The following is a 26,889-nucleotide window of genomic DNA, read 5'->3' as shown; positions in this document are numbered from 1 at the left end:
AAAGCGGATGCGAAAGGCAATTGACTGCCAAAGCAATGATTGCCAAAGCAATGAAATGGGACCGTTCAACGAATCGAATTTCATTCCTGATTCGTCGCCGGGCTATCTCGTGCGGCTGATCAACCAGATGAGCATCGCCGGGCTGGAACAGGTGCTGGCGGACGAAGGGCTGACCGCCACCCAGTGGATGGCGATGGTTTCGCTGCATTTCCATTTCGCCGACACTTGCGCGGATCTCGCCCGTCATCTGGCGCACGATAAAGGCGCGATGACGCGATTGATCGACTCGCTGGAAGAGCGCGGCTGGGTGGAGCGGACGCGCGCGGAGGACGATCGCCGCATCGTCCGCCTCGCGCTGACGACGGAAGGTTATGAAGTCGCGATGCGCGGTCGCCGCAAGGTGCTTGCGTGCTGGAATCACTGGCTCGCGGATTGGAGCGAAACGGATGTCACGGCGTTGCTGACGGTGCTGCGGCGATTGATGACATCGATGGAGAAGGCCGGTCCATGCGACGCCTGACGACGATGACGCTGCTGGCCGGCGTAGCGCTGGCGGGCTGCACCCCGCCCGATACGCGCCCGGCGGTTAACGCCAAGGCGCCCGCCGATCTGGGGCTGGTCGGGGCGAGTGCGCCGACGGTCGACGCGCAATGGTGGCGCGCGCTGGGGGAGGGGCAGCTCGATCGCATCGTGACTGAGGCGCTGGCGGGGAATCCGACGCTCGACGCGGCCGCCGCGCGCGTGCGTCAGGCGCAGTCTGCGCTTGCCTCGCGCCGCGCGGAGGACGGGCCGAACGTGTCGTTCGACGCGAACGGCACGGCGCAGCGCCTGTCCGGCACCTATATCTATCCGCCGCCTTTTGGCGGGACGGTGCGTTTCCTCGGCACGGTGCAGGCCGGGCTGGAGTGGAATCTCGATCTGTTCGGGCGACAGAAAGCCGCGATCGCGGGTGCGCGCGCCTCGACTCAGGCGGCGGCGCTGGATGCGGCGGCGGCGCGGCTGATGCTGCAAGGCGCGATCGTCTCGACCTATCTCGAGGTGGTGCGTGCCGAGCGGCAGGCTGCGCTGGCAGAGCGCACTATCGCGGCGCGGGGGCAGTCGCTGAAACTGATCGACGTGCGGATTCGCAGCAATCTCGCCAGTAAGCTCGATCGCGAGGCGGCGAATACATTGCTCGCACAGGCCGAACTCGCGCTGACCCGTGCGCATGCCGCGCGCGCGCTGGCGGTGAACGCGCTGGCGGCGCTGGCCGGGCGCGGCGCGGACTATCCCGCGACGATCGGCGCGACCAGCATAGCCGCCGATACCGCGCTGCCATTGCCCGCGACGATCCCCGCCGATCTGCTCGCGCGTCGCGCCGATATCGCGGCGGCGCAGGCGCGGATCGCGGCGGCGGCGGCTGGGCGACAGGTCGCGCGGCGCGCTTTCTATCCCAACGTCAATTTGTCGGCGCTGGCCGGCTTGCAGGCGGTTGGCCTCGGCAATTTGTTCGACACCAATTCCGGGGTCGCGGGTGGTGGCGGCGCGATCCATCTGCCGATCTTCGACAATGGCCGATTGAAGGCCGATCTCGCCGGCGCCACCGCGGGGCTGGACCTCGCCATCGCCGATTATAACGGCAAGGTGGTCGGCGCGGTGCGCGAGGCGGCGGACGCGGTGGCGAAGATCCACGCCGCCGATGCCGAGCGGGTGAAACAGGGCGACGTGGTGCGCGGCTATGCCGAAACCGCGCGGCTCAACGGCATCCGCATGTCGAGCGGGCTCGCGTCGCGGCTCGATCTGATCGACACCGACGTACGGCTGCTCGACGCGCAGCTCGCTCAGACCAATCTCGCCATCGACGCGCTCGCCGCGCGCGCCCAGCTCGCGCAGGCGCTTGGTGGCGGTTTCGATCCTTCCCAGGACACTCAGCAATGACCGACGCAGAGACTCCCGCATCCTCCGACAGCGCCCCGCCCGCTCCCGTCGTCGCGCCCGAGGGCGGCAAACCCGTTGCGCGCAAGCGGATGCTGACCATCCTCGCAGTGATCGTGGTGTTTGCCGGGCTGGCGTGGTTCATCTTCGGCGTGCTGCTCGCGCCACCGGAGGAAGAGACCGACGATGCTTATGTCGCGGGCGACGTGGTGGCGATCACCGCGCGCGACGGCGGCACGGTGGTGTCGCTCCACGCGGATAACACGCAGGCGGTGAAGGCCGGTCAGCCGCTGATCGATCTCGATCCGGCGACGGCTGACGTGAACCTCGCGTCTGCAGAGGCCGAGCTGGCCCGTGCGGTGCGCGCGACGCGTGCGGACTTCTCGAAGGTCGGCGCGAGCGGCGCGGCGGTGATTCAGGCACAGGCGCAGCTATCGGCGGCGCAGGCGGATTACGGGCGCCGCAAGGCCGCTGCCGGCGCCGGCGCGATCTCCGGCGAGGAACTGAGCCACGCTGCGGATGCGGTGAAGGTCGCCACCGCGACGCTCAATCTTGCTCGAGCGCAGGAAGCGCAGGCGCAGAGCACGGTTGCCGGCACCGATGTGAACAATAATCCGGCGGTGATGGCGGCGATCGCGGCCTATCGCCGCGCCGCGATCATCCGCAGCCATATGCATGTCGTCGCGCCGATCGACGGCGTCGTGGCGCAGCGCACCGTGCAGGTCGGTCAGCAGATACAGGCCGGTGCGCCGCTGATGGCGATCGTCCCGCTCCATCGCTTGTGGGTCGATGCCAATCTCCGTGAAACGCAGCTCCGCGATCTGCGCATCGGCCAGCCCGCGAAGGTGGTGTCGGATATGTATGGCGGGAAGGTCGTCTATCACGGCCGTGTCGTCGGGTTGGGCGCGGGCAGCGGCAACGCTTTCGCGCTGCTGCCGCCGCAGAATGCCAGCGGCAATTGGATCAAGATCGTCCAGCGCGTGCCGGTGCGCATCGCGCTCGATCCGAAGGAGCTGGACAAGAATCCGCTGCGCGTCGGCCTGTCGGTGAAGGCCACGGTCGATACCGCCGATCACTCGGGCGCGAAGCTCGCGCAGCCCGCGGCATCACCCTATCAGGGCGACGTGGCGACCGATGCCAGCGATCCGGCGGTCGAAGCGCGCATCCGCCAGATCATCGCCGCGAACCGCTGAGGCGATGACGCCGCGCGGCGCGACAGCGACGGAAAGGAACCGGCATCATGGCTAGCGCCGCGCCATCGCAGCCCCGCCCGCTGGAGGGCGGGCGGCGTGCGCTCGTCGCGATTGCGCTGGCGCTCGGCACGTTCATGATGGTGCTCGACAGCACGATCGCGAACGTCTCGTTGCCGACGATCGCGGGCAATCTCGGCGTGTCGAGCGACAATTCGACGTGGATCGTCACGGCCTTCGCCGTCGCTAACGGCATTTCCGTCCCGCTGACGGGATGGCTGATGCGGCGCTTCGGCGTGGTGCGTACCTTCTGCGTCACGCTATTGCTGTTCACCGCATCGTCGTTCCTGTGCGGCATGGCGTGGAGCCTGCAGTCGCTGATCGCGTTCCGCGTGCTGCAAGGTGCTGTTTCCGGGCCGATGATGCCGGGAAGTCAGGCGCTGTTGATCTCGATCTTCCCGCCCGAAAAGCGCGCCACCGCGCTCGGCATCTGGTCGATGACGACGCTGGTCGCGCCGATCATGGGGCCGATTCTGGGCGGGTATATCTCGGATAATTACCATTGGGCGTGGATCTTCCTGATCAACGTGCCATTCGGGATTTTCGCGGCCTCGATCTGCTGGTTCAATCTCCGCGATCGCGAGACGCCCACCACCAAGATGCCGATCGACACGATCGGGCTGATCCTGCTGGTGGTGTGGGTCGGTGCGATGCAGATCATGCTCGATCTCGGCAAGAACGCCGATTGGTTCAGCGATCCGACGATCGTTGTGCTGGGGGTGATCGCCGTAATCACGTTCGTCGCTTGGCTGATCTGGGAACTGACGGATGCCAATCCGACGGTGGATCTGTCGCTGTTCGCCAATCGCAACTTCGCGATCGGCACGATCGCCTTCTGTCTCGGTTACGCGGTGTTCTTCGCCAACATCCTGATCCTGCCGCTGTGGATGCAGACGCAGCTTGGCTATACCGCGACATGGGCCGGCCTGGTCGCGGCGCCGAGCGGGATGGTGGCAGTGCTGCTCACTCCATTCGCGGCGCGGATGGCGGGCAAGATCGACGCGCGCATTCTGGCGACCGTGGCTTTCGTCGGCTTCGCGGTGAGCTACTGGATGCGATCGGGCTATACGACGACGGCGAGCTTCTGGGATTATACCATCCCGCTGCTGGTGCAGGGGGTGTCGATGGCGACCTTCTTCCTGTCGATGGTGACGATCTCGCTCGATCGCATCCCGCCGGAGAAGATTCCCTCGGCGACCGGCATCTCCAATTTCGCGCGGATCGTCGCGGGTGCGTTTGCGGCGTCGATGATCACTACCGCATGGGATCGGCGCGAGGCGCTGCATCAGGCGCGGCTGGCGGAGGCGGTTGGCGCGAAGGCGCCCTATCAGATGGCGCTGGAGGGGCTGCAACGGCTCGGTCTGGACGCGACGCAGGGCGCTGCCGTGGTGACGCGGCAGATGGTGGGGCAGGCCTATCTGCTCGCCTCGACCGATCTGTTCCGGTTGTCCGCGTGGCTTTCGGTGGCGCTGGTCGTCATCGTATGGTTCACGCGGCGCCCAGAGGCGCATGACGGGCCGATCGCGGCGGACTGAAAACCGGCGCGGGCGTTACGCCGCGATCCGCCGCCGGTTCCGTGGCGGCGATCCAGCCGCCGCCGAGCACCCGGTCGCCATCATAAAGCACCGCCGCCTGTCCCGGCGCCACGCCATATTCGGGTGAGTCGAATATCAACCGGTCACCGATGATCCGCGCCGGCACCGGCTTCGCCATCGAGCGTACCTTGGCGGTCAACGGGCGATCGAACGCGCCGAGCGGATTGATCCCCTCCAGCCGCGCGGCGCCAACCGCGAGCGCGGCGCGTGGGCCCACCACCACCTTTTTCTCCGCCGCATCGACGCGCACGACATAGAGCGGCTCCGGCGCGCCACCGATCTCCAGCCCGCGCCGCTGGCCGACGGTGAAATGAATGATGCCGCGATGCTGCCCAAGCGTACGCCCGTCGAGATCGACAATCTCGCCCGCGGTATCCGCCTCGGGCCGAAGCTTGCGGACGAGGCCCGGCATAATCGCGATCGGGGACGAAGCAGATATCCTGACTGTCAGGCTTGGCAGCGACGGCAAGGCCCAGTTCGGCGGCGATTTCCCGCACCCGCGTCTTGGGTAGCGCGCCGAGCGGGAAGCGCAGGAAATCGAGCTGCGCCAGCGTGGTCGCGAACAGGAAATAGCTTTGGTCGCGCGCCGGATCGAGGCCGCGATGCAGTTCCGGCCCGTCCGCGCCGATCGCGCGGCGCACATAATGGCCGGTCGCGAGGCAATCCGCCCCGAGATCGCGGGCGAGCGCGAACAGATCGGTGAATTTCGGCCCCATGTTGCACTGGACGCAGGGGATCGGGGTGCGCCCGGCGAGATATTCGTCGGCGAATTTGTCCACCACCGTCTCGCGGAAGCGCGATTCGTGATCGAATACATAATGCGCGATGCCCAGCCGATCGCACACCGCGCGCGCATCGCGGATATCGCGCCCGGCGCAGCACGAGCCGGTGCGCCCCACCGCTTCGCCGTGATCATAGAGCTGGAGCGTGACGCCGATCGTCTCCGCCCCCGTCGCATGGGCGAGCGCCGCCACGACCGAGCTGTCGACTCCGCCCGACATGGCGACGACGATACGCTTGCCGGCCAGGTTTTCGCCGAGTTGAAAATCCGCCTGATTCATTATCGGCGCCGATACAGGAGAGCGCGCCGCCACGCAAAGTAACCTTGGTGAACGAACCGTTGCCGCCGGCTTTACGGGACCTTTAGCAACGCCGCGTAAAAACGACCCAACGCTCCACGATAGGTGCGAAAATCGAAAAGGGTCGCAATGGATTTGAGTTTCGCCAGGTTCGACAGGCACGCCGATACGGCTGTCCTGCTGCCTGTCGATCTGGGCGTGTTGATGGTGCGGGTCGCGGCGCGACAGGCAGCGTCACCGACTGCGATCGCGCATGCGCAGATGACGTATCGGCCGGCGGTGGGGAGGCGCTTCGCACCGGTTGACGGCGCGTTCAACGGGGCGACCGCCCGCGCGCTTGTCGAATGGAAAGAAGAGTGAAGGCGTTGTTTACCGTGACGCTTAGGCGGCGCTCAACAGCCTGCCAGCTAAGCATTGGGCGTCGTGATTGGAGAGGGGGCCCCCCGCCCCGAACCGAAAGTTAAAGTTATGATAGAAAACCAGAAAATTCGCCCTGCACGGGTTATCGGGCCGCTTGGTGAGCCGCTTACGCTGGAGTCTCTGCCGCCTGTCAGCACGACCCGCTGGGTGGTGCGGCGGAAGGCCGAAGTGGTCGCTGCGGTGAACGGTGGCTTACTTACGGTGGATGAAGTTTGCGAACGTTACGGCCTGACGGTCGAGGAATTTGCCGGCTGGCAGCGCGCGATCGATCGCTCGGGGATGCCGGGTCTGCGTGTGACGCGTATCCAGCATTATAAAACGCTGTACGAGCGCCAGCAGAAATATTGAGGCTTCCCGGATCCGGCCTGCCCGGATCCGGCGAGAGCGGCGCCGGTATCCGGCTCTACCTTTCCCGTATCGGACAGACAGCGGGAAGGGCGGAGGACGTAGGCCGGCGCCATTTTAATTTTGCGCGATCAGCGCTGCTCCCCAGCCAGACCGACTCCGGTTACGCGATCGGAACAAAAACGGCCCTCGACATTTATCGCAATGCACGCGGCCCGGAGACGCCGGGTGACCGCAGGGGAGAAGTGTCATGGGTATTATTCTTTGGCTTATCATCGGCGGGGTTATTGGCTGGCTGGCCAGCATCATCATGCGCACCGATGCGCAGCAGGGGATTTTCCTCAACGTCGTCGTGGGCATTGTCGGCGCGTTCATCGGCGGCATGATCCTGTCGGGCGGCTCGATCAACAGCGCGCCCCTGACGGTCACGTCGTTCCTGGTCTCGCTGCTTGGCGCGGTGATCCTGCTGGCGATCGTCAACCTCGTTCGCCGCGGCTCGGTGCGCTGACCGGCAACTCGACTGATCGGGAGGTAGAAGCAGAACGGCCGCCCGAGCTGACCGGGCGGCCGTATGCTTTTGACCGCTCGGCGGTCATTCCCTCGCGTCGCTCCAGCCGGCCGCCGTCACCCCAGCGAAAGCCGGGGTTTCGCGCCGCGAGGCTATCGCCTGACGGCCTGCGATCCCAGCTTGCGCTGGGATTGACGGGGATCGCGGGCTGGGGGGCTTCGCCGTATTGCAGCAGAAACCGCACCCCCAGCGTCACCGACAATTCGGTCGCGCCGGCGACGATCGGGGTTTCGGCCATATCCGCTTTCGCGGCGCGCACATACGCGACCGGCGGGCGCGGCGATGCCGCCGCCATTCTCGCCATTTTCGTTGATCGAGAGGATGCGGACGACGCGCAGCCCGGCGGCCCTGGCGTAAAGCTCGGCGCGGGTGCCCGCGCGGTGCGTCACCGCATCGCCGCGCGCCTCGTCGAGCGCGGCTTCGGGCTTGTCGACCGACATCGAGGGGCCGTCGATCTGATTCGCGCCCGGCTTTCACCAGCGCATCCAGCGCCGCGCCGCTCTTGGCGATCTCGCGGAACTTCACCGATACGGTGTTGTTCGCCTGATAGCCGGTGATCACCGGCGCTTCGTTCTGCTGATAGCGATATTGCGGCGACAGGCCGACGTTGCTCGTCATGATATCGCGTTCGGCGATGCCGGCGGCCTTTCAGCGCCTGGATCACCCGCGCCATCCGCGTCGGCATTTTCGCGAAAGCGCGGCTGCGGCGGACGGTGCCTGTGTAACGACGCCGGCGCGGATCGTGGCGATATCCGGCGTGCGCGTAGACCTTGCCAGGTCGCCGTGATGTCCAGCGTGGTGCCATCGGGAGGATCGCGGTAGGTCGGCGAGTGCGCGGCACGGCGGTGGCAGCAGCGGTGGCCGCGGCGGGCGAGGGTAACGAGGAAACGCATAAAGTTCGATGCTCCCGTGAGTCTGTTGCTGCGGCGAGGCTGTGGCAGGTCGGCGATCAACCGAACATGAACGGAGCGCGATAGGAATGTCACACCCGTTTAAACATATGCGGTTGTAAATAGCGCCTCTTGAGAGGAGTGATTTATTCCTCTAATACAGCGCCAGAACAATCAGGGGCGCCGGTAACGCCGGGACGGGAAAGTGGATCGAATGAATTACGAATCCGGCAGTCTGGAGGGAGAGCCGCTGGCGATCGAGGGGCCGGCGCGTGATGCGCGCCGCCGTCGGCGCTGGATCGTGATTGTCGCGCTGATCGCCGTCGCTGTGGCCGTGAGCGGCTATGTCTATTCCCGTCAGGAAGCCCCCGCGCATACCTCGGTGGCCGATCAGGCGCCGAACGTGACGGTGATCGTTCCGGGCAATGTGCCCGTCGGGCGCGTGGTCAACGCCACCGGCTCGCTTGCTGCGAAGCGCGATATGCCGATCGGCGTCGCGGGCGAGGGCGGCATGGTGACGCGCGTGCTGGTCGAGCCGGGGCAGTGGGTTTCCGCCGGGCAGGTGCTCGCGGTCGTCGATCGCTCGGTGCAGGTGCAGACCGCCGCCAGCCTTGAGGCGCAGATCGGCGTCGCGCAATCCGATCTGGTGCTCGCGCAGCAGGAGCTTGATCGCGCGCAGCAGCTCGTCGGGCGTGGTTTCATCAGTCAGGCCGATGTCCAGCGCCGCATTGCCACCCGCGATGCCGCCGCCGCGCGGCTGAAGGTGGCGCGTGCCGCCGTGGCCGAACAGGGCGCGCGCAACCGCCGGCTCGATATCCGTGCGCCTGAGCCCGGCCTGATCCTCACCCGTCAGGTCGAACCGGGGCAGATCATCAGTTCCGGCTCGGGCACACTGTTCCGCATGGCGAAGAGCGGCGAAATGGAGATGCAGGCGCTGCTCGCCGAGAGCGATCTCGCCAACATGCGTGTCGGCGACAGCGCCACCGTTATCCCGGTGGGCGAGACGCGCTCCTTTGCGGGCAAGGTGTGGCAGGTCGCGCCGGTGATCGATCCCAAGACGCGGCAGGGCATCGTGCGCGTCCAGCTTGCTTATGATCCGGCGTTGCGCCCCGGCGGCTTCGCCTCGGGGTGAAGCTGGTCGGCGGCACCAGCAGCGAGCCGCAATTGCCGCAATCCGCGATCATGAGCGACGATCGCGGCAATTTCGTCTATATCGTCGGGGCGGACAATAAAGTGGCGCGGCGCGATGTGCGTCTCGGCACCGTTACGGACCGCAACGTCGCCATTGCCGACGGCCTGAACGGCAATGAGCGGGTGAGTGCGATCGGCGGGCGCGTTCCTCAATCCCGGACAGAAGGTCGCGCCGGTATTGGGCAAGACCGAGGGCTGATCGGCGCCATGAGCTTCCGCAACATCTCTGCCTGGTCGATCCGGAACCCGGTTCCGTCGATCGTGCTGTTCGTCATGCTGACGGTGGCCGGCATCGTCAGCTTCGTCCGCATGGACATCAACCAGGACCCGGATATCGAATTTCCCGGCGGTGGCGGTGGAGATCACCCAGCCGGGCGCGGCGCCGAGCGAGCTCGAGACGCAGGTGACGCAGCGGGTCGAGGCGGCGGTGCGCTCGGTCGAGGGGATCGACGAGATCCAGTCGTTCGTCAGCGAGGGCAGCTCGACCACGATCGTCCAGCTCGACATCGGTACGCCGATCGATCGCGCGGTGAATGAGGTGCGCGACGCGGTCGTGCAGATCCGTTCGAACCTGCCCGAGGGCATTCTCGAACCGCAGGTCAGCCGCGTCAAAGTCAACGACAACGATGTCGGCAGCTATTCCGCCATCTCCACCGACATGACGATCGAGCAGCTTTCCTGGTATATCGACAATACGGTCGCCAAGGAGCTGATGTCCGTGCCCGGCATGGGCAAGGTTGAGCGTAACGGCGGCGTTGATCGTGAGATCCGGGTGATTCTCGATCCGGCGAAGCTCAGCGCGTTCGGGCTCACCGCGATCCAGATCAACCAGCAGCTGCGGCAGGTGAACCTCAACGCCGCCGGTGGCCGTTCGGAGATTGCCGGCGCGGAACAGTCGCTGCGCGTGCTCGGCAATGCGCGTGATGCCTATCAATTGGGGGAAACGCAGATCACGGTGGGCGACGGGCGGACGGTGAAACTGTCCGACGTGGCGACCGTGCGCGATCTTTATGCCGAGCAGCGCTCGTCCGCCGCGGTGGATGGGCGCCCGGTGCTGAGCTTCGATTTCAAGCGCGCCAAGGGCTATTCCGACGTCACCGTCTTCCGCGAGGCGACGAAGAAGCTGGAGGCGTTGGAAAAGCGCAATCCCAACGTCCATTTCGAGCTGCGCTACGACGGCTCAAAATATGCGCTGGAACAATATAAGAGCGCGATCCATGCGATGATCGAGGGCGCGGTGCTCGCGGTCTTCATCGTCTTCCTGTTCCTGCGCGATGCGCGCGCCACCGTGATTTCGGCGCTGGCGATCCCGCTTTCGGCGATCCCCGCATTCTGGTTCATGGACATGATGGGCTTCACGCTCAACAGCATGACGCTGCTTGCGCTGAGCCTCGTCGCGGGCGTGCTGGTCGACGACGCGATCGTCGAAATCGAGAATATTGTGCGCCATATGCGCATGGGGAAGACGGCGTATCAGGCGTCGATCGACGCCGCTGACGAGATCGGCCTCGCCGTGCTGGCGACGACGATGGCGATCGTCGCGGTGTTCCTGCCAGTCGGCCTGATGCCGGGTGTCTCCGGGCAGTTCTTCAAGAATTTCGGCCTCACCGTGGTGGTCGCGGTGTTGATGAGCCTTGCGGTGGCGCGGCTCATCACGCCGATGATCGCCGCCTATTTCCTGAAATCCTTCGGTCACGCCGAGCACGGCGAGGGCCGGCTCATGGATATCTACATGAGCGTGTTGCGCTGGACGCTGGATGTGGGGCGTGCGCCCGCGATCCGCGCACAGGGCGGCCTGCGGCGCGTAACGGGCTATTTCCGAGACCATCGCATATGGGTGATGGGCATTGGCGCCGTCGCGTTCGTGCTGACGATCCTGTGCTTCGGAATGTTGCCGATGCAATTCCAGCCGGCAAACGATTCCGAGCGCTCTGCCGTCACCGTCACCATGCCGCCCGGCACGACCCTGGCGCAGACGCGGCAAACCGTCGACAAGGTCGTCGCGCTGCTGCGCAAGCAGCCCGATGTGCGCAGCGTCTATAGCCGCACGCAGGTGGGCTCCGCGCGGATAAGTGCGGTGTTCAAGGAAAAGAAGTCGATGACCTCGACCCAGTTCGAGCGCAGCCTTGCGCCAGAGCTGGCGAAAATCCCGGATGCACGGGTCAATTTCGCGTCGCAATTCGGCTGGGGCGACAATAATCGCGACGTGTCGATCACGCTCGGCGGTGACGATCCGGTATTGTTGCGCAAGACGGCGAACCAGCTTGTCGCGGCGATGACGCATGTTCCGGGGCTGGTTGCGCCGCGCATCGCGGGCGATCTCAATCGCCCCGAAGTCGTCATCCGTCCCCGGCTCGATCTCGCGGCGAACCTCGGCGTGACGACCAGCGCGTTGTCCAATGCGATCCGCATCGCGACGCTGGGCGATATCGATCAGAACAGCGCGAAATTCTCGCTCTCGGATCGTCAGGTTCCGATCCGCGTCGTGCTCGCGCAATCGGCGCGAACCGAATTGTCGACGATCCAGAACCTGCCGGTGCAGACGCAGAGCGGCGGATCGGTGCCGCTGTCGCTGGTGGCGGATATCGGCTTCGGCTCCGGCCCGACCAAGATCAATCGCCTGAACCAGCAGCGCCAGCTCACGATCGGCGCGGATCTTGCGCCTGGCCTCGTGCTGAGCGACGCGATGAAGCGGGTCAACGTATTGCCGGAGATGAAAAATCTCCCGCTCGGCATCCAGCGGATGAGCGTTGGCCAGGCGAAATGGCAGAGTGAGATGCTGGTCAATTTCGTGCTCGCGGTCATCGCCGGCGTGTTCCTGATCTTCTCCGTGCTGGTGTTGCTCTATCGCCGGCTGCTGCCGCCGCTGGTCAACATGGGGTCGCTGATGCTGGCGCCGCTTGGCGGGCTGCTGGCGCTGCTCGTCACGGGCAATCCGTTATCGCTGCCGGTGTTCATCGGGCTGCTGATGCTGCTCGGCATCGTGGCCAAGAACTCGATCCTGCTGATCGATTTCGCGCTGGAGGAAATCACCAAAGGCGTGCCGATCCATCAGGCGATCATGGATGCCGGCCACAAGCGTGCCCAGCCGATCGTGATGACCACGGTGGCGATGGTCGCGGGCATGGTGCCGACCGCGCTGTCGCTTGCGGGCGACGCATCGTGGCGCGCGCCGATGGGTGTGGTGGTGATCGGCGGCCTGACGCTTTCCACGCTGCTGACGCTGCTGATCGTGCCAGCTTCGTTCAGCCTCGCGATCGGCATCGAGCGGCGGATCGGCCCGTGGCTGGGCCATCGTCTGCTGACCTATCGGCCCGGTGACGACGGCCATACGTTGATCGATCATGTGCCCGGTGGCGGTCCGCTGCCGGTGCCGCATGGGCGGATAGGCTATGGGGACGATGGTTCGCAACCGGCGGAATGACGCCGTGCGCGGCGGTGGCGCACAACGCTGACCGGCGGCAGCGACCGGCGCGAAATAGGCGCCGGTCCCGGTTTCCGAAAATGCCTTTCCGCCGCGCGGACTTGAACAAAGCCGGGACTTGGGGATTGTTTCGGCAATGAACCTGATCGTCCGCCGGCGCCCGCCCCACGAAAGAATACCCGCCGGGCTGATGCGGATGCGCGTGATCGCCACCGGCATGCTGATCGTGATGGCGGCGACATTCGCGCTGGCGCGGACGATGGAGCCGGCGCATCCGGCATGGGGCTTTCTTCGCGCTTTCGCGGAGGCGGCGATGGTCGGTGGGCTGGCGGACTGGTTCGCGGTGACGGCATTGTTCCGCCATCCGCTCGGCCTGCCGATCCCGCACACCGCGATCGTGCCGCGCAACAAGGATCGCATCGGCGATCAGCTCGCGTTGTTCCTGCGCGATAACTTCCTGATCCCCGGCGTGGTGGCGCGGCGGATGCAGCGGATGGATCTCGCCAATGTCGCCGGTCGCTGGCTCACCGATCCCAAGGCAGGCAGCTCGCGGCTGACGCGCGGGCTGTCGCGGCTGGCGGTGGAGGTGCTTCAGGCGCTCGATCAGGAGCGGCTGGGCGGCATGGTGCGTGGCGCGATGGTGCAGCAGGTGCGCGCGATAGAGGTCTCGCCGATGCTCGGTCGCACACTGGCTGCCGCGATCAGCGAGGATCGCCACATGCCGGTGCTCGACGGGATCGTGCGCTGGGCCGGGCGGGTGCTGGAAGCCAACGAGCCGATCGTCCGCGCGATGGTGCATGAGCGCGCCGGCTCGATCATGCGCTGGACGGGGCTGGACGAGACGCTGGCCAACAAGATCATCGATGGCCTGCACAAGATGTTGAGCGACATGGCCGAGGATCGCGATCACCCCTTGCGCGGCAAGGCGGAGGAGGGGCTGGTGACGCTCGCCCGCGATCTCCAGCACGATCCCGCGATGATCGCGCGCGTCGAGCAGGTGAAGCTCGAACTGCTCGAAAATCCGGCGATGCAGGGCTGGATCAACGGCCTGTGGGAACAGGCGCGCGCTGCGATGTTGCGCATCGCGCGCGATCCCGATGCGCTGCTCGCCGGCAAGCTGCGTGAGGCGCTGAGCCAGCTTGGCGAGACCTTGCAACAGGATGTCGGGCTGCAACGCACGCTCAATCGCTTCGCCCGGCGCGCGGCGGTCGGCACAGCTGCGGATTATGGCGATTCGATCGTGCGGCTGGTGTCGGAAACGGTGCGTGGATGGGATGCGGTGACGATCACGCGCCGGCTGGAAAACGCGGTGGGCAAGGATCTGCAATTCATCCGCATCAACGGCACATTGGTCGGCGGCCTCGTCGGGCTGGTGATCCACACGGTGGACGTCGCCTTATGATCAGCGGGTTACCCATTTCGCCGGCGTCACCCCGGCTTGCCGAAGCGTCTGCTTTCCCGCAAGGGTATCCGTGATGGGCGCGGCGGCGGATTTCAGCGAGGATGGCGATATCCTGCGCTTCACCGGCGATCTTTCGCTGTCGAAGCTGGGCGATCTGCCGCAACGGTTGCGCGGGCTGGGTGACGGCGTGCGCCGCGTCGATCTGTCGCAGGTGGAGCGGATCGACACGATCGGCGCGTGGATCGTCCACCGTTTCGCGCGCGATCACGATGCCGCGATCGAGGGGCTGGACCCCGAACACGCGCGGCTGCTGGAGCACGTAGGAAGCGCGGATCAGCCGGTCGCGATGCGACCCGATTATCTCAGCCCCTTTACCCGCGTGCTGGGCGAGATCGGCGCCGCCACCGCCACGGCCGGCAAGACGCTGATCGGGCTGCTCGGCTTCCTGGGCGCGACGGTGATCGCGCTCGGCAATGTCATCCGCCATCCGCGCCGTTTCCGTTTCAATGCGACGGTGCAGATGTTCGAGGTGGTCGGCGTTTCCGCGCTCGGCATCATCGGGCTGATGAGCTTCCTGATCGGCATCGTCATCGCGCAACAGGGCGCGGTGCAGCTCCGCCAGTTCGGCGCCGAAGTCCTGACGGTCAATCTGATCGGCCGTATCACGTTGCGCGAGCTTGGCGTGCTGATGACCGCGATCATGGTCGCCGGGCGATCGGGATCGGCCTTCGCCGCGCAGATCGGCACGATGAAGCTGACCGAGGAGATCGATGCGATGCGCACGATCGGCGTCTCCCCGATGGAGGCGCTGGTGCTGCCGCGCACGATTTCGGCGATCGTGCTGATGCCGCTGCTCGGATTCTATGCGTCGGTGGTGGCGATGATCGGGGGCGGCCTGCTGTGCTGGATCAACCTCGGCATCCCCCCTGTCACCTATATCGCGCGGCTGCGTGAGGTGGTGCCGATCACCGATCTGTTCGTCGGGCTGGTCAAGGCGCCGGTATTCGGCGCGATCATCGCCATGGCGGGCTGCTTTCAGGGGATGCAGGTGGAAGGCGACGCCGAACAGGTCGGCAACCGCACCACGGCGGCGGTGGTGCAGGCGATCTTCCTGGTGATCGTGCTCGACGCGTTCTTCGCGGTGTTCTTCACCTCCATGGGGTGGAACTGATGGCGGAGGACGATTGCATCATCCGCGTGCGCGGCCTGAGCACGAGCTTCGGCGAGCAAACCGTTCACGAGGATCTGAGCCTCGACGTTCGGCGCGGTGAGATTCTTGGCGTGGTCGGCGGATCGGGCACCGGCAAATCGGTGCTGATGCGCGCGATCATCGGCCTTCAGCCGGCGGACGAGGGTGAGATCACCGTGTTCGGCGAGCCGACCATCGGCCGCGACGAAACAGAGGCGGTGGAAATCCGCAAGCGCTGGGGCGTGCTGTTTCAAGGTGGCGCATTATTCTCCACGCTGACGGTGGCGGAGAATGTGCAGGTGCCGCTGCGCGAATTCTATCCCGAGCTCGATCTCGCGCTGCTCGATGAAATCGCCTCGTACAAGGTGGTGATGACCGGGCTGCCGGCGGACGCGGGCCCCAAATTCCCGTCCGAGCTTTCCGGCGGCATGAGGAAACGCGCCGGGCTGGCCCGCGCGCTGGCGATGGACCCGGAACTGCTGTTCCTCGACGAGCCGACCGCCGGGCTCGATCCGATCGGCGCGGCGGCGTTCGACGAGCTTACCCATTCGCTTCAGGAAACCATGGGGCTCACGGTGTTCCTGATCACCCACGATCTCGATACGCTTTACGCCATTTGCGATCGTGTCGCCGTGCTGGCGGACAAGAAGGTGATCGCGGTGGGCACGATTCCGGAACTGTTGGCGCTGGATCATCCGTGGATCCAGGAATATTTCAACGGCCCGCGTGGCCGCGCAGCGGTGGCGACGCAGGAAGCGCATGCGCCGCGCGAAAAGGCAGGGACTGACTGATGGAAACCCGATCGAACCATGTCCTTGTCGGATCGGTCGTGCTGATCCTGCTTGCGGTGCTGGCGTTGTTCACCGTGTGGATCGCGCGTCTGGGCGGCGCGACCGAGAAGGAATATGACATCTTCTTCAAGCAATCGGTGGACGGGCTCGCGAAGGGCTCGTCGGTCACCTATTCCGGCGTGCCGTCCGGGCAGGTGAAATCGATTCAATTGTCGAAGAACGATCCCCAGTTCGTCCGCGTCCGCATCAGCGTGAACGACGATACGCCCGTGCTGCAAGGCACCACCGCGACGATTCAGGGCAGCTTCACTGGCACCAGCACGGTCAGCCTCGATGGCGCGGTGAAGGGCGCTCCTCCGATCACCTGCCCGACGAACGACGGCGCCAATCAATGCCCCTATGGCGTGCCGGTGATCCCGACGCGTACCGGCGGGCTGGGCGCGATCCTCAATTCCGCACCGCAATTGCTCGAACGGCTCTCGACGCTGACCGAAAAGCTGACCGGGCTCGTCACCGACAAGAATCAGGCCTCGATCGCCGGCATTCTGGATAATACCAACCGGCTGAGCCGTGCGCTCGCCGATCGGGGGCCGGAAATCGCCGCCACGCTGGCGCAGACGCGCATCGCGGTGCAGCAGGCGGGTGACGCGGCGGAGAAGATCGGCAATCTCGCGCAAACCACCAACGGCGTGCTCGCCGATGACGTGAAGCCGGCGATGGCCAATCTCAACGACGCGATCCGCTCCGCGAAGCAGAGCGCGGACACGCTGAACGCCGCGATCGGCGATGCGCGGCCGGGGCTGCAGGCCTTCTCCAAGCAGACCGTGCCAGAGGTGGGACAGTTGGTCCACGATCTGCGCAATATGGCGCAGGCGCTTTCCTCGGTCGCGGAGAAGGTTGATCGCAATGGCGCGGGCTCGTTGCTCGGCCAGCAGAAACTCCCCGATTATAAGCCCGGCAAATGAGGCGGACGATGAAGCGATTTGCGATTTTTCTGGCGGTGCTGCCGCTTGCCGCCTGCGTCAGCTTCGGCTCGAAGCCGCCGCCCTCGTTGCTCGATCTCACCGCGACGGAGCAGATGAAGGCGGGGCAGGAACAGGATGCCGCCAGCGCCAAGACGATCACCATTCAGGTGCCGGTGGTGCCGCAGGCGCTCGCCACCGCGCGCGTGCCGGTACAGTCCACGCCGACCTCGATCGCTTATGTGAAGGACGCGCAATGGGTGGAGGCGCCGCAGCGGCTGTTCGCGCGCCTGCTCTCCGATACGGTCGCGGCGCGCACTGGCCGCGTCGTGCTCGGCGCGGCGCAGTCGTTCGGCGATCCGGGGGCGCGGCTGAGCGGTGAGTTGCGCAGTTTCGGCATCGATGCGGCCTCGTCCAGCGCGATCGTCACCTTCGATGCCGCGCTGGTGCGTGGCGACGGCGGCAAGGTGGAAAAGCAGCGCTTCGAGGCGCGCGTGCCGATCGCGGCGATCGACGCCGCATCGGCTGGGCGTGCGCTCAATCAGGGCGCGAACCAGGTGGCGGCGGCGGTCGCTGATTGGGTCGGGAAATAACCCGCGCGAGGTGCGATCGCGCCGTTACGAGCGACGTTAAGCTCTGTCCCGATATCCGGTCGGGGTGCGCGGTTCGCGGGGCCTTTCGATATTCTGGCCGTTGAGCGCGTCCGAACCGGCACGGCTTAACCTGACGGAGTGGCGATCGGCATCCGGCGCTATTTCACGCGTCTGATCGGCGTCGGCACGTTGCAGATGTCGGCGCCGCCCGCCGGTTGGATGAAGAACTCGTCACGACGATTGGCGCGGGCGTCCGCGTACCGAACGAAGCTGGCGCTGTCGGTCGCGAGATATTCGAAACGGGGCTGCTCCGCGCCGGGCAGTTCGCTCGCGAGGCGCAGCGATATGATCGGCACGCGCTCCGCGGCGGTCGCATACATGCCGAGCGCCTCCGTCCCGCGCGGCAAGGCGGAGAGATGCTCGATGCCCTCTATCACCCGTCCGACCAGCGCGATATTGCGATCGAGATGGCGCGGTGCGTGGCCGATCACCGCATAGAGCTCCGCGCCATTGCCGGTATCCGGCGGCATGTTCCGCCCAACGCCGACCATGCCATAGCAATGTACCGGCCAGGCGACGGTTTCGGCGGCGACGCCATCCGCGCCCTGTCGCGCGCCCGCGATCGGCCAACCCCGCCAGTTGAAGGTCAGCGGCGCATAGGCATCTCGTCCGCTGCTCGCCACGCGGCCCACGAAGTCGCGCGATCCCGCCTGGCGCACGATCGCGCCGTCGAGATAGGTGCGGCCGAGATCGGCGACGTAATCGCTCTGCGGGATCGGCGACAGGCCGGGAGGCAGCGGCTTCTTCTCGGTCGCATCGCCCCATTGCGCGACGTAATTGTCCTGCACCCGGTTGACGCTGGTTCCGTCCCACCAGTGCGCGCGGGCGAGCCGCCGGATGTTGTCGATCCACGCTTGCGAGAAGGGGGCGGGGAGCAACTGGATGACAATGCGGCGAGGATGGCCGGCGGCATCGGGAGCCAGTTCGAGGACCGCCAGTTCGTCCGCCGGGATCGCGCGCCAGTCCGCCGCCGGCGCGCGCGCGACAATTTCGGACGGCGCGGCCGCTGGCTCATGCGATGTCGCGCCGGTCGTTGCGGCGGCGGCTTGCGTAAAGGGCAGGCTGAGCAGTGCGAGCATGTCGATAATCATGCGCCGATGCTGCCGCCGCTGCGCGCATCATGCAATCGTGAACACCAACGCTTGCGTATCCCGCCGCGGCACCCTAGTGCGTCGCCCTCCAAGGCATGCGGAGCGGTGGCCGAGTGGTCGAAGGCGCTCGCCTGGAAAGTGAGTATACGGCAAAACCGTATCGAGGGTTCGAATCCCTCCCGCTCCGCCATATTCTATTGGAAATATTCCCTATCCTCTGAGGCCGTGGCCCCGGCCCCATCTTATGCCCGGCGATCGGTATGGCGCCGGAGCCGTGGAAGGAAAGCGGCGGGTGGGCTCAGGCGACCGCGTCGCTCAGCGGATCGCCCTTGCTGGTATCGCGCATCAGGATCGCGGTGACGAACGCGACGGCGCAGATCGCGGTGACATACCAATAGAAACCGCTTTCGTTGCCCGCCTGCTTGAAGCTCAGCGCGACATATTCCGCCGTGCCGCCAAACAACGCGTTGCCGATCCCATATGCGAGGCTGACGCCCAGCGCGCGGATGTGAATCGGGAACAGCTCCGCTTTGAACAGGCCGCTGATCGACGTGTAGATGCTGTTGATCGTCAGCCCGGCGAGGATCAGCCCGAACGCGGCGAACGCGCTGGTGACGCCCGCCAGCAGGCTGAGGATCGGCATGGTCAGCAATGTCGACAATGCGCCGAACAACAGCATGTTGGTGCGTCGCCCGATCCGATCGGACAGCGCGCCGAATACAGGTTGCAGCAGGGCGAACGGGATCAAGACCGAGGTCATCACCCAATTGACCGTCTTGGGATCCATATGCGCGGTGTTGACGAGGTATTTCTGCATGTACGTCGAGAAGACGTAGAACATCAGCGATCCGCCCGCCGTCAGCCCGAGCACCGTGACGAACGGGCGCCAGTGCGGGAGCAATCCACGCAGCGTGCCCGCGTCCGGGTGGCCGCCGGAACGGTTCGCGGTCTCATGCAGCGCGTTGCGGAACAGCAATATCGCGAGCGCGGCGACCGCGCCCAGGGCGAACGGCACGCGCCAGCCCCAGCCGCGCATGGCCTCCGCGCTCAGCACCTGCTGGAGAAGCAGGATCACGAGAAGCGCGAGCAATTGCCCGCCGATCAGCGTGACATATTGGAACGACGCGAAAAATCCCCGGCGACCGCTGAAGGATATCTCGCTGAGATAGGTCGCGGCGGTGCCATATTGGCCGCCGGTCGAAAAGCCCTGGATCATGCGCCCGACAAGCAGAAGCGCGGGCGCCGCAGCGCCGATCGCGGCATAATTGGGCAGAATCGCGATCAGCGCCGATCCGGCGCCCATCATGATGATCGACACGATCATCGCACTGCGGCGACCGTGTCGATCGGCGAAACGGCCAAAATACCAGCCACCAAGCGGGCGGAGCAGGAAGCCGACCGCGAAGATGCCCGATGTGCCGAGCAATTGCGCGGTGCGATCGCCGCTGGGAAAGAACTCGGCGGAGAAATAGAGCGCGGTGAAGGCATAGACGTAGAAGTCATACCATTCGATCAAATTGCCCATCGATCCCGCGACGATCGCGCGCAGGCGCGCCGCAGTGGACAGGGCGTCGGATCGGGCGGGCGCGGTCTCGGGAGAGAGAACGGCTTCAGTCATTCTGTTTGGCTCCGTCCGGCATTGCGCGGCCGTGGTCGCTTCGACATTTGCCGCAGTGACACCGGGTGGCGAGTTCGTTCAATGTCAGCCCATAGCGGCCAGGATTGAACTCGAACACCGTAAGATCGGTGGTTGGCAACGCCCGCATCGGATCGGAGCGGCATGGCCAAAAGCGGGGAAGCGTCGTGACGTGGTGGACGGATGCGTTCGGCGGCTTGAGCGACGTGCGGCGACTTCAATCTTTCGTTCCAAGCGGTTACGGCTCGATGCATGCCAAGACACGCGAATATCCAAACGGCCGTTATCGCCGCTGCAATCCTGCTCCTATCGGGATGCGCGGGCGGCAATTACCGGCCCGTGCGTGACACCCCGGTACGGATCGGGCCGCCTTATGCGGTACGCGGAACGACTTACGTCCCGGCGGCCGCACCGGCTTATGACCTGCTCGGATATGCGAGTTGGTATGGCAGCGAATCCGGCAACCGTACCGCCAATGGTGAACGTTTTCGGCCGAAATGGATTACCGCTGCCCACACTACGCTTCCTTTGCCGACCTATGTCGAGGTGACGGCGCTCGACACGGGACGGCGGATCATCGTGCGGATCAATGATCGTGGCCCGTTTCTGCAGAAAGGGCGGATTATCGATCTGTCGCGGGGGGCGGCCGATCGGCTTGGCATCAAGGCACAGGGGCAGGCGGCGGTCCGGGTGCGCCGCATCGAACCTTCCGAAAAGGACCGCGAGCGCCTTCGCGCGGGCAAGGCGGCCGGTGCGCTAGAGCCTCTGCGACAATGGGAACTGGAGGCACTCCGGACGCAGTTCGCGACTGGCGGACGGGCGGCGTCGGGCAGCGAATAGGCGTGGGTATCGTTTAGCGCCGGCAAACTCATTCCCGTGAGCGCGATTTGCTTCCGCCGCCAACGCGGTTAAGCCCGCGTCATGTCCGCAAGCATCGATCCGTTTCACGCCATCGCCATCAGCCGTACCGCCCACCGCCTCTCCGCAGAGGGGCGCTCGGTGATCCATATGGAATTCGGTCAGCCCTCCACCGGCGCGCCAGCGGCGGCGATCGCGGCGGCGCATCGCGTGCTCGACACCGATGGCATGGGCTATTGGGAAAGCGGCGCGCTCAAGGCGCGGATCGCGCGTCACTATGCCGAAGTTCATGGCGTCACGGTCGATCCCGAACAGGTGATCCTGACGTGCGGCGCATCGCCGGCGCTGGTGCTCGCATTATCGTGCCTGTTCGCGCCGGGGGAGCGGGTGGCGTTCGCGCGGCCGGGTTATGTCGCCTATCGCAACACGGTGAAGGCCTTGCACCTCGATCCGGTCGAGATCGGTTGCGGTGAGGCGGAGCGGTTCCAGATCACCGCCGCAGCGATCGAGCGACTCGATCCCGCGCCGCACGGGCTGATCCTCGCCAGCCCGGCAAACCCGACCGGCACGATCATCGCGCCCGATGAGATGGCCGCGATCGTCGATATATGCCGTCGGCGCGGGATCCGTATCATCTCGGACGAGATCTATCATGGGCTGAGCTATGTCGGCCCGGCGCGATCGGTGTTGTGCGACGATGCGGGCGCACTGATCATCAACAGCTTTTCCAAATATTTCAGCATGGCGGGATGGCGGCTCGGCTGGCTGGTGGCGCCGCCCGAACTGATCGATGCGGCGCGCGCGCGGATGGGCAATCTGTTCCTGACGCCGCCGTCGCTCGCGCAACATGCCGGGCTGGTGGCGTTCGAGGAGCGCGACGAGCTGGAAGGCAATATCCGCACCTATGCACGCAATCGCGGATTGTTGCTGGAGGCGCTCCCCGCGCTTGGTCTGCGCCGGATCGCGCCCCCCGATGGGGCTTTCTATATTTACGCCGATATTGGTCATTTGACTGACGACAGCATGGATTTCTGCATGCGGATGTTGCTCGATACCGGGGTCGCGACCGCGCCCGGGGTCGATTTCGATCCTATCGACGGTCATCGCTTCATGCGTTTCAGTTTCGCGGTATCGACTGATCGGATCGAAGAGGCGCTGCGTCGCCTTGCGCCATGGTTCGCGGCGCAAGGGGGTTCGCAGGCGTAGATCGGGCGTCGCGCCGCGGCGGCCGAATTGCCGGTGGCAGCGAAATTTTAACCAGTCGCCGTGATGCAATCCGCTGGAGCCTATTTCGGGCTTGGCGAAGGGGGCGAACCATTTCTGACAGGCTGACCGGGCGCGGTGCGCGCAGGCTGGCGCGCGCGTTAAGCGGCGTGGCGCTGGCGTTTCTGTCCACCGCCGCGGCGGCGCAAATTACGATAACGCCGCGTTTTTCAGGCTATTTCGACAATAGCTCGCAACAGCAGACCACGGCGCAAGTCGCATTCGAACAGGGCACCGTCGCGCGTATCGCGGCAACCAATGCGCAATTGCGTGAATTGTTCGGTGCCGCTGCCTCGTTCGACGTCGCCGACAATCAGATCGTGTCGGGCGGCAATCAGATATTCTTCCCCCTTTACGGCGCCTCGATCACCTTTTCGCCGACCGGCAATCAGCTCACGCAGCTGACCCTGACCGCGCTTCATGGCAGCACCGCTTCCAGCGTCAGTGCCATTTCGCGCAGCACCCAGCGGCTGTCGGTGCTGGGGACGACGGCGGAAGATCTGCTCGTCACCTCATCGCGCGGGCGCGTCCGTTCCAGCCGGCTCGATCTGGAGGCGACCCTCCAGCATCGGCTGAACGAGACCTTCTCGTTCGTCGGCGGTGTGCGGCTGGAGCGCGTCCGCTCGGCGCTCAGCGTATCCGGGGAGTTCGCCGCGACGCAGAATGGCACCAATCTGGTGAACGCGCTGCTGGGCGGCCCGATCGATCTCGGGCTATCGGTCGATCGCTTCAGCGCGACGAGCGAAGGCACGTCGAACACCTTTGGCGCGCGCATCGGCGCGGCGGCGTTCATCCCGGTCGATCAGCGCAATCTGGTTTATGTGAACGGCCTGCTGCACCTCAGCCATCTGGCGGAACAGCGGCTGACGCTCGCCACCACATTCGCCCGCGGCGACGATGCGGTGCGCGACGAAACGCGCCGGCCATCGGAAACCACGGTCGGCCCGGACATTTCGGTCGGTTACCTGCGGCGGTTCAGCGAGCGGGTGGCGCTGGATCTGCGCTATCGCGGCGTCTTTTACTTTCCGGTGAGCGGCCCGCGCAATTTCGATGATCCGCGCGTCAGCCACGGCGTCAATATTGGCCTGTCCTATATCCTGTAAGCGAGGGGGTGTTCCCAGCATGTCCGCCCGTGCCGTGTTTCGTCTCATGCTGTGGCTGCTTCCGATGTGGCTGCTTTGTGCGGAGCCCGCGACGGCGGCGACACGCGCGCTGGTGATCGCGGCGGATTATGTGGGGGCGGAGAAGAACCTGCATCTTGCCAATGCGATCGTCGACGGGCGCCTGATCGCGGCGGCGCTGTCGCGCGCCGGGGTCGCCGATATCCAATCGCTGGAGGAGGCGAACGCCGAGGCGTGGCAGGAGGGGCTCGCGGCCTTCCTCAGCCGGCTGCGCAAGGAGGATGTCGCGCTGGTCTATTATGCCGGCCACGGGCTTCAGGTCGGCGGGCGCAACTATTTCCTCGCGGCCGACGGCGTCAGCCTGCTGGCGATCGACGCGATCGTTCAACAGATCGCGGATCGTGCCGGCGCGAGCATCATCATCATCGATGCCTGTCGCAACAACCCGTTCCAATCGGCGGACAGTGGACAGAGCGTGTTGCAAGTCGAGGAGATGAAGACCGGCGGCAGCCGTGCGCTGGCCACCATCGCGATGAGCGCGCTGCGCGATGGCGCTGCGGGGCTCGCGCAATTGGGCGAGCTCCGCGGCATGTCCACCGTGGCGCTGTTCTCCACCGAGCCGGGCAATGTCGCATTCGATGGCGAGCCGGGGCGGGGCAGCTTCTTCGCCTGCGCGGTGGCGGTCGAGCTGGCGCGGCGCCAGTCTCTCAACGCCGCCTTTCGCCGCATCGTCACCAGCGTCAATCGCGAAACCGATGGCCAGCAGTCGCCCTGGCGGCAAGGCGATCTGCCGCGCGATGTGTTTCTCGCCGGGATGCCGCATTTCCCCGTGCCATAGGCATGACGCACACCCCCGCGCGACCTGGCTATGCCGTCGCCGCGCGGAGGCAGGCTTGCGCTACATGTCGAACGACAAGCTCACGCCGTAAGTGCGTGGCGGCGCGTAAGGAACCAGTATCTGCCGGTAAGGCCCGAAATAAGTGACGTAATTCGGCACAAGCGCGTCGGTCAGATTCTTGCCCCACACCGAAAGCTCCCATGCTTTGCCCGGCGCCCGCAGCGAAATGCGCGCATCGAGATTTTCATGGCTCGGCCAGAGTTGCTGCGGGATATTGGACGCGTCGAAATATGCGTTGCCGACCCACGAATAATCGGCGCGCGCGCGGATACGCCAATCATTAGCCATCAGATCATATTGCGCGCCAATATTGAATTTGTTTTTCGGCGAACGCGGAAGTTCGTTCCCGGTGTAATTCTGTCCTGGAATATTATACGAAATGAACTTGGCATCGAGATATGAATAGCTGCCGTCGATCTCGAAGCCGGGGAAGGGGCGGGCGATCGCTTCCACTTCCACACCTTGGATTTTCGCCTTTGCGGCATTGCTGACCACGACGCAGCACAGCGGAACAAGTTGCGAAACTTGCAGATTTTTGTAATCTGTTCTGAACAGAGCGAGGTTGAACGTCAGGCGTCGATCGAACCACTGCGTTTTCGCGCCCGCCTCATAACCCCATGCCAGTTCCGGATCGTAAGGAGTGGCGGCGCCGGCGGCGGTGCCGGACAGGCCCTGAAAGCCGCCGCTCTTATAGCCGCGCGCCACCGATCCGTAGAACATGATGTCGGGCGCAACCTTCCAGTTCAACGCGAAGCGTGGCGTGAAGGCGCTCCAGCTCTTGGCGCCCTCTACATCATAGCCGGCAAGTGAGCCGAGCGGTGGTGGCAGGCCGGGGCCGCTAACCTTGAAGCCGGCGAATTCGCCCTCCTTGTGCTCCCAGGTCATCCGGGCGCCGGCGGTCGCGGTGAAATTGGGCGCGATCTCGTAATCGAGCTGGCCGAAGACGGCGAAGCTGCGCGCCTTCACATATTGCGGATAGATTGCGGTTCCGGTGATCGCCGGGGTCGCGAAATCCTGAATCTGCCCCTCGATGCGATTGTTGTTCTCGTGCAGGTAATAAATGCCGGTCTGGCCGTGCAGGCGATCGTCGAAGCCGGTAAAGGCGAGCCGCAGTTCCTGGCTGAATTGCGTATCCCATTCATGGCCGAAATCGGTGGACTCGATCTGATTTGGCGGATTGACCGGGTTGCTGAAAAACGGCGTGAGGAATTTGAAATCGACCTTGCGCACCGCGGTCAGTGACGTGATCGTCCCGATCGGCACGGTCCAGTTTATCTCTGCGCTATAGGTCTGGGTGAAGCGCTTGATATAGCCGTCGGTATAGGCGTTCACCACGCGCGGATCGGGATTGATCCCGACGCAGTGAATCCCGCCGGCGAATGTCGGATCGCAAATATTGTGGCGCGGATTGCCGAGCTGGTTCTGATCCGAAAAATCGCCGCGCAGGATGATGTCCAGATTGTCGGTCGGGACGAAGCGAAGCGCGGCGCGCCCGGTCGTCAGATTTTCGTTATTTACGCGGTTTCCGGTGGTTTCGTTATATTCGAAACCGTCGCGTTGCTTGTGTGAAAAGCCCACCGACAGGAAGATTTTGTCGGTGATCGGCGTGTTGCCGTAGGTGACGATGCTATAGCGATTGTAATTGCCGTAGCTTCCCTCGATGTGAAACGAGGGGTCGGCCGAAGGCTTGCGGCTGATGAACTGGACGAGGCCGCCGATCGCGTTCTTGCCGAACAACGTGCCTTGCGGCCCACGCAGCACTTCGACCCGTTCGAGATCGAGCGAGTCGATATCCGGGGTGCCGCCGCGTCCGGCATAAACGCCATCGACGAACACGACGACCGATGGATCGCCGCCCGCATTCTGGCTGATCCCGGCGGCGGTGCCGATGCCGCGCATCGCGAAATTCTGGTTGATCGGATCGACCTGGCTGACACTCAGCCCCGGAGTGCGCGTCGCGATGTCCTGCATCGATTCGACGTTGTTGCCCTTGAGCTGATCGGCGCCGAATGCGGTGACCGCGACGGGCACGTCCTGAAGCTTCTGTTCCCGGCGCTGGGCGGTGACGATGATATCGCCGGTTGCGGCCGTCTGCGTCCCCGCATCGGGCGCGGAGGCTTCGCTTGACGTGGCGACCTGCGCGGCGGCGATCGCCGGGAGCAGCATGGCCGGCAGGATCAGGCCGGAAAGGGCGATTTGTCGGCGCGCGTTGCGGTGAGTCATGATGACCAGGCTCCTCTCTGTTGTCTCGGCGGCGACAACGACACGCGCCCGAACCGAGCTTTTCTTTTTTAATTAGGAAGCAAAGTAATGCATTTTTCGATCCATGTCGCAAGATGGTTCGTTCTG

20 protein-coding genes, 1 tRNA gene and 4 pseudogenes are annotated in these 26,889 nt (G+C 65.1%); 19 read left to right on the top strand and 6 right to left on the bottom strand.

Annotated elements, in window-relative coordinates; genetic code table 11:
* The first annotated feature begins 55 nt into the window (after positions 1–55).
* The 4 genes from P0Y64_04490 (at position 56) to P0Y64_04475 (ending at position 4,699) form a co-directional block, all read left to right on the top strand.
* Entirely contained in the window at positions 56–520 is a 465-nt protein-coding gene (locus P0Y64_04490; GenBank protein WEK44092.1) for a MarR family winged helix-turn-helix transcriptional regulator, read from the top strand.
* Entirely contained in the window at positions 508–1,917 is a 1,410-nt protein-coding gene (locus tag P0Y64_04485; GenBank protein WEK44091.1) for an efflux transporter outer membrane subunit, read from the top strand. Before P0Y64_04490 ends, P0Y64_04485 begins: the two co-directional genes overlap by 13 nt.
* An 89-nt stretch (positions 1,918–2,006) precedes the next feature.
* Positions 2,007–3,107 carry an efflux RND transporter periplasmic adaptor subunit gene (locus P0Y64_04480; protein ID WEK44961.1) on the top strand — a complete coding sequence of 367 codons (1,101 nt, stop codon included), beginning with the start codon at positions 2,007–2,009 and terminating at the stop codon, positions 3,105–3,107.
* Between the two features lie 47 nt (positions 3,108–3,154).
* Positions 3,155–4,699, top strand: a complete 1,545-nt coding sequence (locus P0Y64_04475) for a DHA2 family efflux MFS transporter permease subunit (GenBank protein ID WEK44090.1) — start codon at positions 3,155–3,157, stop codon at positions 4,697–4,699.
* Here P0Y64_04475 and mnmA read toward each other — a convergent pair.
* Positions 4,653–5,820: pseudogene (mnmA, locus tag P0Y64_04470) on the bottom strand (tRNA 2-thiouridine(34) synthase MnmA). The gene P0Y64_04475 and the pseudogene mnmA sit on opposite strands and share 47 nt — an antisense overlap.
* A 147-nt stretch (positions 5,821–5,967) precedes the next feature.
* Here mnmA and P0Y64_04465 point away from each other — a divergent pair.
* The 3 genes from P0Y64_04465 (at position 5,968) to P0Y64_04455 (ending at position 7,111) form a co-directional block, all read left to right on the top strand.
* Complete coding sequence (locus P0Y64_04465) at positions 5,968–6,198, top strand: hypothetical protein (GenBank protein WEK44089.1); 231 nt, start codon at positions 5,968–5,970, stop codon at positions 6,196–6,198.
* Positions 6,199–6,306: 108 nt separating this feature from the next.
* A complete protein-coding gene (locus P0Y64_04460; protein ID WEK44088.1) occupies positions 6,307–6,606 on the top strand; it encodes a DUF1153 domain-containing protein in 300 nt (99 codons plus the stop codon).
* Between the two features lie 247 nt (positions 6,607–6,853).
* Positions 6,854–7,111: a GlsB/YeaQ/YmgE family stress response membrane protein gene (locus tag P0Y64_04455; protein WEK44087.1), complete on the top strand. Its 258-nt coding sequence runs from the start codon at positions 6,854–6,856 to the stop codon at positions 7,109–7,111.
* 152 nt (positions 7,112–7,263) lie between these two features.
* On the opposite strand, the gene P0Y64_04450 is transcribed toward P0Y64_04455, so the two are convergent.
* Together P0Y64_04450 and P0Y64_04445 are read right to left on the bottom strand one after the other, a co-directional pair.
* The gene (locus P0Y64_04450; GenBank protein ID WEK44086.1) at positions 7,264–7,611 is read right to left on the bottom strand and encodes an SIMPL domain-containing protein; all 348 of its coding nucleotides are present in this window, start codon (positions 7,609–7,611) and stop codon (positions 7,264–7,266) included.
* 94 nt (positions 7,612–7,705) lie between these two features.
* Positions 7,706–7,789, bottom strand: a pseudogene (locus P0Y64_04445) (hypothetical protein).
* A gap of 486 nt (positions 7,790–8,275) precedes the next feature.
* Between P0Y64_04445 and P0Y64_04440 the strand changes: the two are divergent.
* The 7 genes and pseudogenes from P0Y64_04440 to P0Y64_04410 all read left to right on the top strand — a co-directional run bounded on the left by P0Y64_04440 (position 8,276) and on the right by P0Y64_04410 (position 17,613).
* Positions 8,276–9,451: pseudogene (locus P0Y64_04440) on the top strand (efflux RND transporter periplasmic adaptor subunit).
* Between the two features lie 8 nt (positions 9,452–9,459).
* Positions 9,460–12,676, top strand: a pseudogene (locus P0Y64_04435) (efflux RND transporter permease subunit).
* 136 nt (positions 12,677–12,812) lie between these two features.
* Positions 12,813–14,078, top strand: a complete 1,266-nt coding sequence (locus P0Y64_04430; GenBank protein ID WEK44085.1) for a DUF445 domain-containing protein — start codon at positions 12,813–12,815, stop codon at positions 14,076–14,078.
* Between the two features lie 73 nt (positions 14,079–14,151).
* Positions 14,152–15,249 carry an ABC transporter permease gene (locus P0Y64_04425; protein ID WEK44084.1) on the top strand — a complete coding sequence of 366 codons (1,098 nt, stop codon included), beginning with the start codon at positions 14,152–14,154 and terminating at the stop codon, positions 15,247–15,249.
* Entirely contained in the window at positions 15,249–16,058 is an 810-nt protein-coding gene (locus tag P0Y64_04420; GenBank protein ID WEK44083.1) for an ABC transporter ATP-binding protein, read from the top strand. Before P0Y64_04425 ends, P0Y64_04420 begins: the two co-directional genes overlap by 1 nt.
* Positions 16,058–17,023 (top strand): MlaD family protein, encoded by a 966-nt coding sequence (locus P0Y64_04415; GenBank protein WEK44082.1) that lies wholly within the window; start codon positions 16,058–16,060, stop codon positions 17,021–17,023. Before P0Y64_04420 ends, P0Y64_04415 begins: the two co-directional genes overlap by 1 nt.
* Positions 17,024–17,031: 8 nt before the next feature.
* Complete coding sequence (locus P0Y64_04410) at positions 17,032–17,613, top strand: ABC-type transport auxiliary lipoprotein family protein (protein ID WEK44081.1); 582 nt, start codon at positions 17,032–17,034, stop codon at positions 17,611–17,613.
* 158 nt (positions 17,614–17,771) lie between these two features.
* On the opposite strand, the gene P0Y64_04405 is transcribed toward P0Y64_04410, so the two are convergent.
* Entirely contained in the window at positions 17,772–18,764 is a 993-nt protein-coding gene (locus P0Y64_04405; protein WEK44080.1) for a peptidylprolyl isomerase, read from the bottom strand.
* 99 nt (positions 18,765–18,863) lie between these two features.
* On the opposite strand from P0Y64_04405, the gene P0Y64_04400 reads away from it, so the two are divergent.
* Positions 18,864–18,954 (top strand) — tRNA-Ser (locus P0Y64_04400).
* A 108-nt stretch (positions 18,955–19,062) separates the two neighbouring features.
* Here P0Y64_04400 and P0Y64_04395 read toward each other — a convergent pair.
* Entirely contained in the window at positions 19,063–20,382 is a 1,320-nt protein-coding gene (locus P0Y64_04395; GenBank protein WEK44079.1) for an MFS family transporter, read from the bottom strand.
* Between the two features lie 270 nt (positions 20,383–20,652).
* Here P0Y64_04395 and P0Y64_04390 point away from each other — a divergent pair, with 270 nt between their 5' ends.
* The 4 genes from P0Y64_04390 to P0Y64_04375 all read left to right on the top strand — a co-directional run bounded on the left by P0Y64_04390 (position 20,653) and on the right by P0Y64_04375 (position 24,480).
* Positions 20,653–21,240 carry a septal ring lytic transglycosylase RlpA family protein gene (locus P0Y64_04390; protein ID WEK44078.1) on the top strand — a complete coding sequence of 196 codons (588 nt, stop codon included), beginning with the start codon at positions 20,653–20,655 and terminating at the stop codon, positions 21,238–21,240.
* Between the two features lie 81 nt (positions 21,241–21,321).
* Entirely contained in the window at positions 21,322–22,464 is a 1,143-nt protein-coding gene (locus P0Y64_04385) for an aminotransferase class I/II-fold pyridoxal phosphate-dependent enzyme (GenBank protein WEK44077.1), read from the top strand.
* 167 nt (positions 22,465–22,631) lie between these two features.
* On the top strand, positions 22,632–23,624 hold the full coding sequence (locus P0Y64_04380) for a hypothetical protein (GenBank protein ID WEK44076.1): 993 nt from the start codon (positions 22,632–22,634) through the stop codon (positions 23,622–23,624).
* Between the two features lie 19 nt (positions 23,625–23,643).
* Positions 23,644–24,480, top strand: coding sequence for a caspase family protein (locus tag P0Y64_04375; protein WEK44075.1), 837 nt, complete (start codon positions 23,644–23,646; stop codon positions 24,478–24,480).
* 60 nt (positions 24,481–24,540) lie between these two features.
* Here P0Y64_04375 and P0Y64_04370 read toward each other — a convergent pair whose 3' ends face one another.
* The gene (locus P0Y64_04370; protein ID WEK44074.1) at positions 24,541–26,763 is read right to left on the bottom strand and encodes a TonB-dependent receptor; all 2,223 of its coding nucleotides are present in this window, start codon (positions 26,761–26,763) and stop codon (positions 24,541–24,543) included.
* Positions 26,764–26,889 lie beyond the last annotated feature (126 nt).

It is taken from the genome of Candidatus Sphingomonas colombiensis (assembly GCA_029202845.1).
GTDB classification, from domain to species: domain Bacteria; phylum Pseudomonadota; class Alphaproteobacteria; order Sphingomonadales; family Sphingomonadaceae; genus Sphingomonas; species Sphingomonas colombiensis.
The sequence above is the reverse complement of the archived record's forward strand: the minus strand, read 5'-3'. Positions and strand labels throughout refer to the sequence as shown.

Excerpts from the sequence above, each read along its gene's own strand:
- P0Y64_04490 (WEK44092.1), top strand. The coding sequence starts at position 56 with ATGGGACCGTTCAACGAATCGAATTTCATTCCTGATTCGTCGCCGGGC.
- P0Y64_04485 (WEK44091.1), top strand. The coding sequence starts at position 508 with ATGCGACGCCTGACGACGATGACGCTGCTGGCCGGCGTAGCGCTGGCG.
- P0Y64_04480 (WEK44961.1), top strand. The coding sequence starts at position 2,007 with ATGCTGACCATCCTCGCAGTGATCGTGGTGTTTGCCGGGCTGGCGTGG.
- P0Y64_04475 (WEK44090.1), top strand. The coding sequence starts at position 3,155 with ATGGCTAGCGCCGCGCCATCGCAGCCCCGCCCGCTGGAGGGCGGGCGG.
- P0Y64_04465 (WEK44089.1), top strand. The coding sequence starts at position 5,968 with ATGGATTTGAGTTTCGCCAGGTTCGACAGGCACGCCGATACGGCTGTC.
- P0Y64_04460 (WEK44088.1), top strand. The coding sequence starts at position 6,307 with ATGATAGAAAACCAGAAAATTCGCCCTGCACGGGTTATCGGGCCGCTT.
- P0Y64_04455 (WEK44087.1), top strand. The coding sequence starts at position 6,854 with ATGGGTATTATTCTTTGGCTTATCATCGGCGGGGTTATTGGCTGGCTG.
- P0Y64_04450 (WEK44086.1), bottom strand. The coding sequence starts at position 7,611 with ATGTCGGTCGACAAGCCCGAAGCCGCGCTCGACGAGGCGCGCGGCGAT.
- P0Y64_04430 (WEK44085.1), top strand. The coding sequence starts at position 12,813 with ATGAACCTGATCGTCCGCCGGCGCCCGCCCCACGAAAGAATACCCGCC.
- P0Y64_04425 (WEK44084.1), top strand. The coding sequence starts at position 14,152 with ATGGGCGCGGCGGCGGATTTCAGCGAGGATGGCGATATCCTGCGCTTC.
- P0Y64_04420 (WEK44083.1), top strand. The coding sequence starts at position 15,249 with ATGGCGGAGGACGATTGCATCATCCGCGTGCGCGGCCTGAGCACGAGC.
- P0Y64_04415 (WEK44082.1), top strand. The coding sequence starts at position 16,058 with ATGGAAACCCGATCGAACCATGTCCTTGTCGGATCGGTCGTGCTGATC.
- P0Y64_04410 (WEK44081.1), top strand. The coding sequence starts at position 17,032 with ATGAAGCGATTTGCGATTTTTCTGGCGGTGCTGCCGCTTGCCGCCTGC.
- P0Y64_04405 (WEK44080.1), bottom strand. The coding sequence starts at position 18,764 with ATGATTATCGACATGCTCGCACTGCTCAGCCTGCCCTTTACGCAAGCC.
- P0Y64_04395 (WEK44079.1), bottom strand. The coding sequence starts at position 20,382 with ATGACTGAAGCCGTTCTCTCTCCCGAGACCGCGCCCGCCCGATCCGAC.
- P0Y64_04390 (WEK44078.1), top strand. The coding sequence starts at position 20,653 with ATGCCAAGACACGCGAATATCCAAACGGCCGTTATCGCCGCTGCAATC.
- P0Y64_04385 (WEK44077.1), top strand. The coding sequence starts at position 21,322 with ATGTCCGCAAGCATCGATCCGTTTCACGCCATCGCCATCAGCCGTACC.
- P0Y64_04375 (WEK44075.1), top strand. The coding sequence starts at position 23,644 with ATGTCCGCCCGTGCCGTGTTTCGTCTCATGCTGTGGCTGCTTCCGATG.
- P0Y64_04370 (WEK44074.1), bottom strand. The coding sequence starts at position 26,763 with ATGACTCACCGCAACGCGCGCCGACAAATCGCCCTTTCCGGCCTGATC.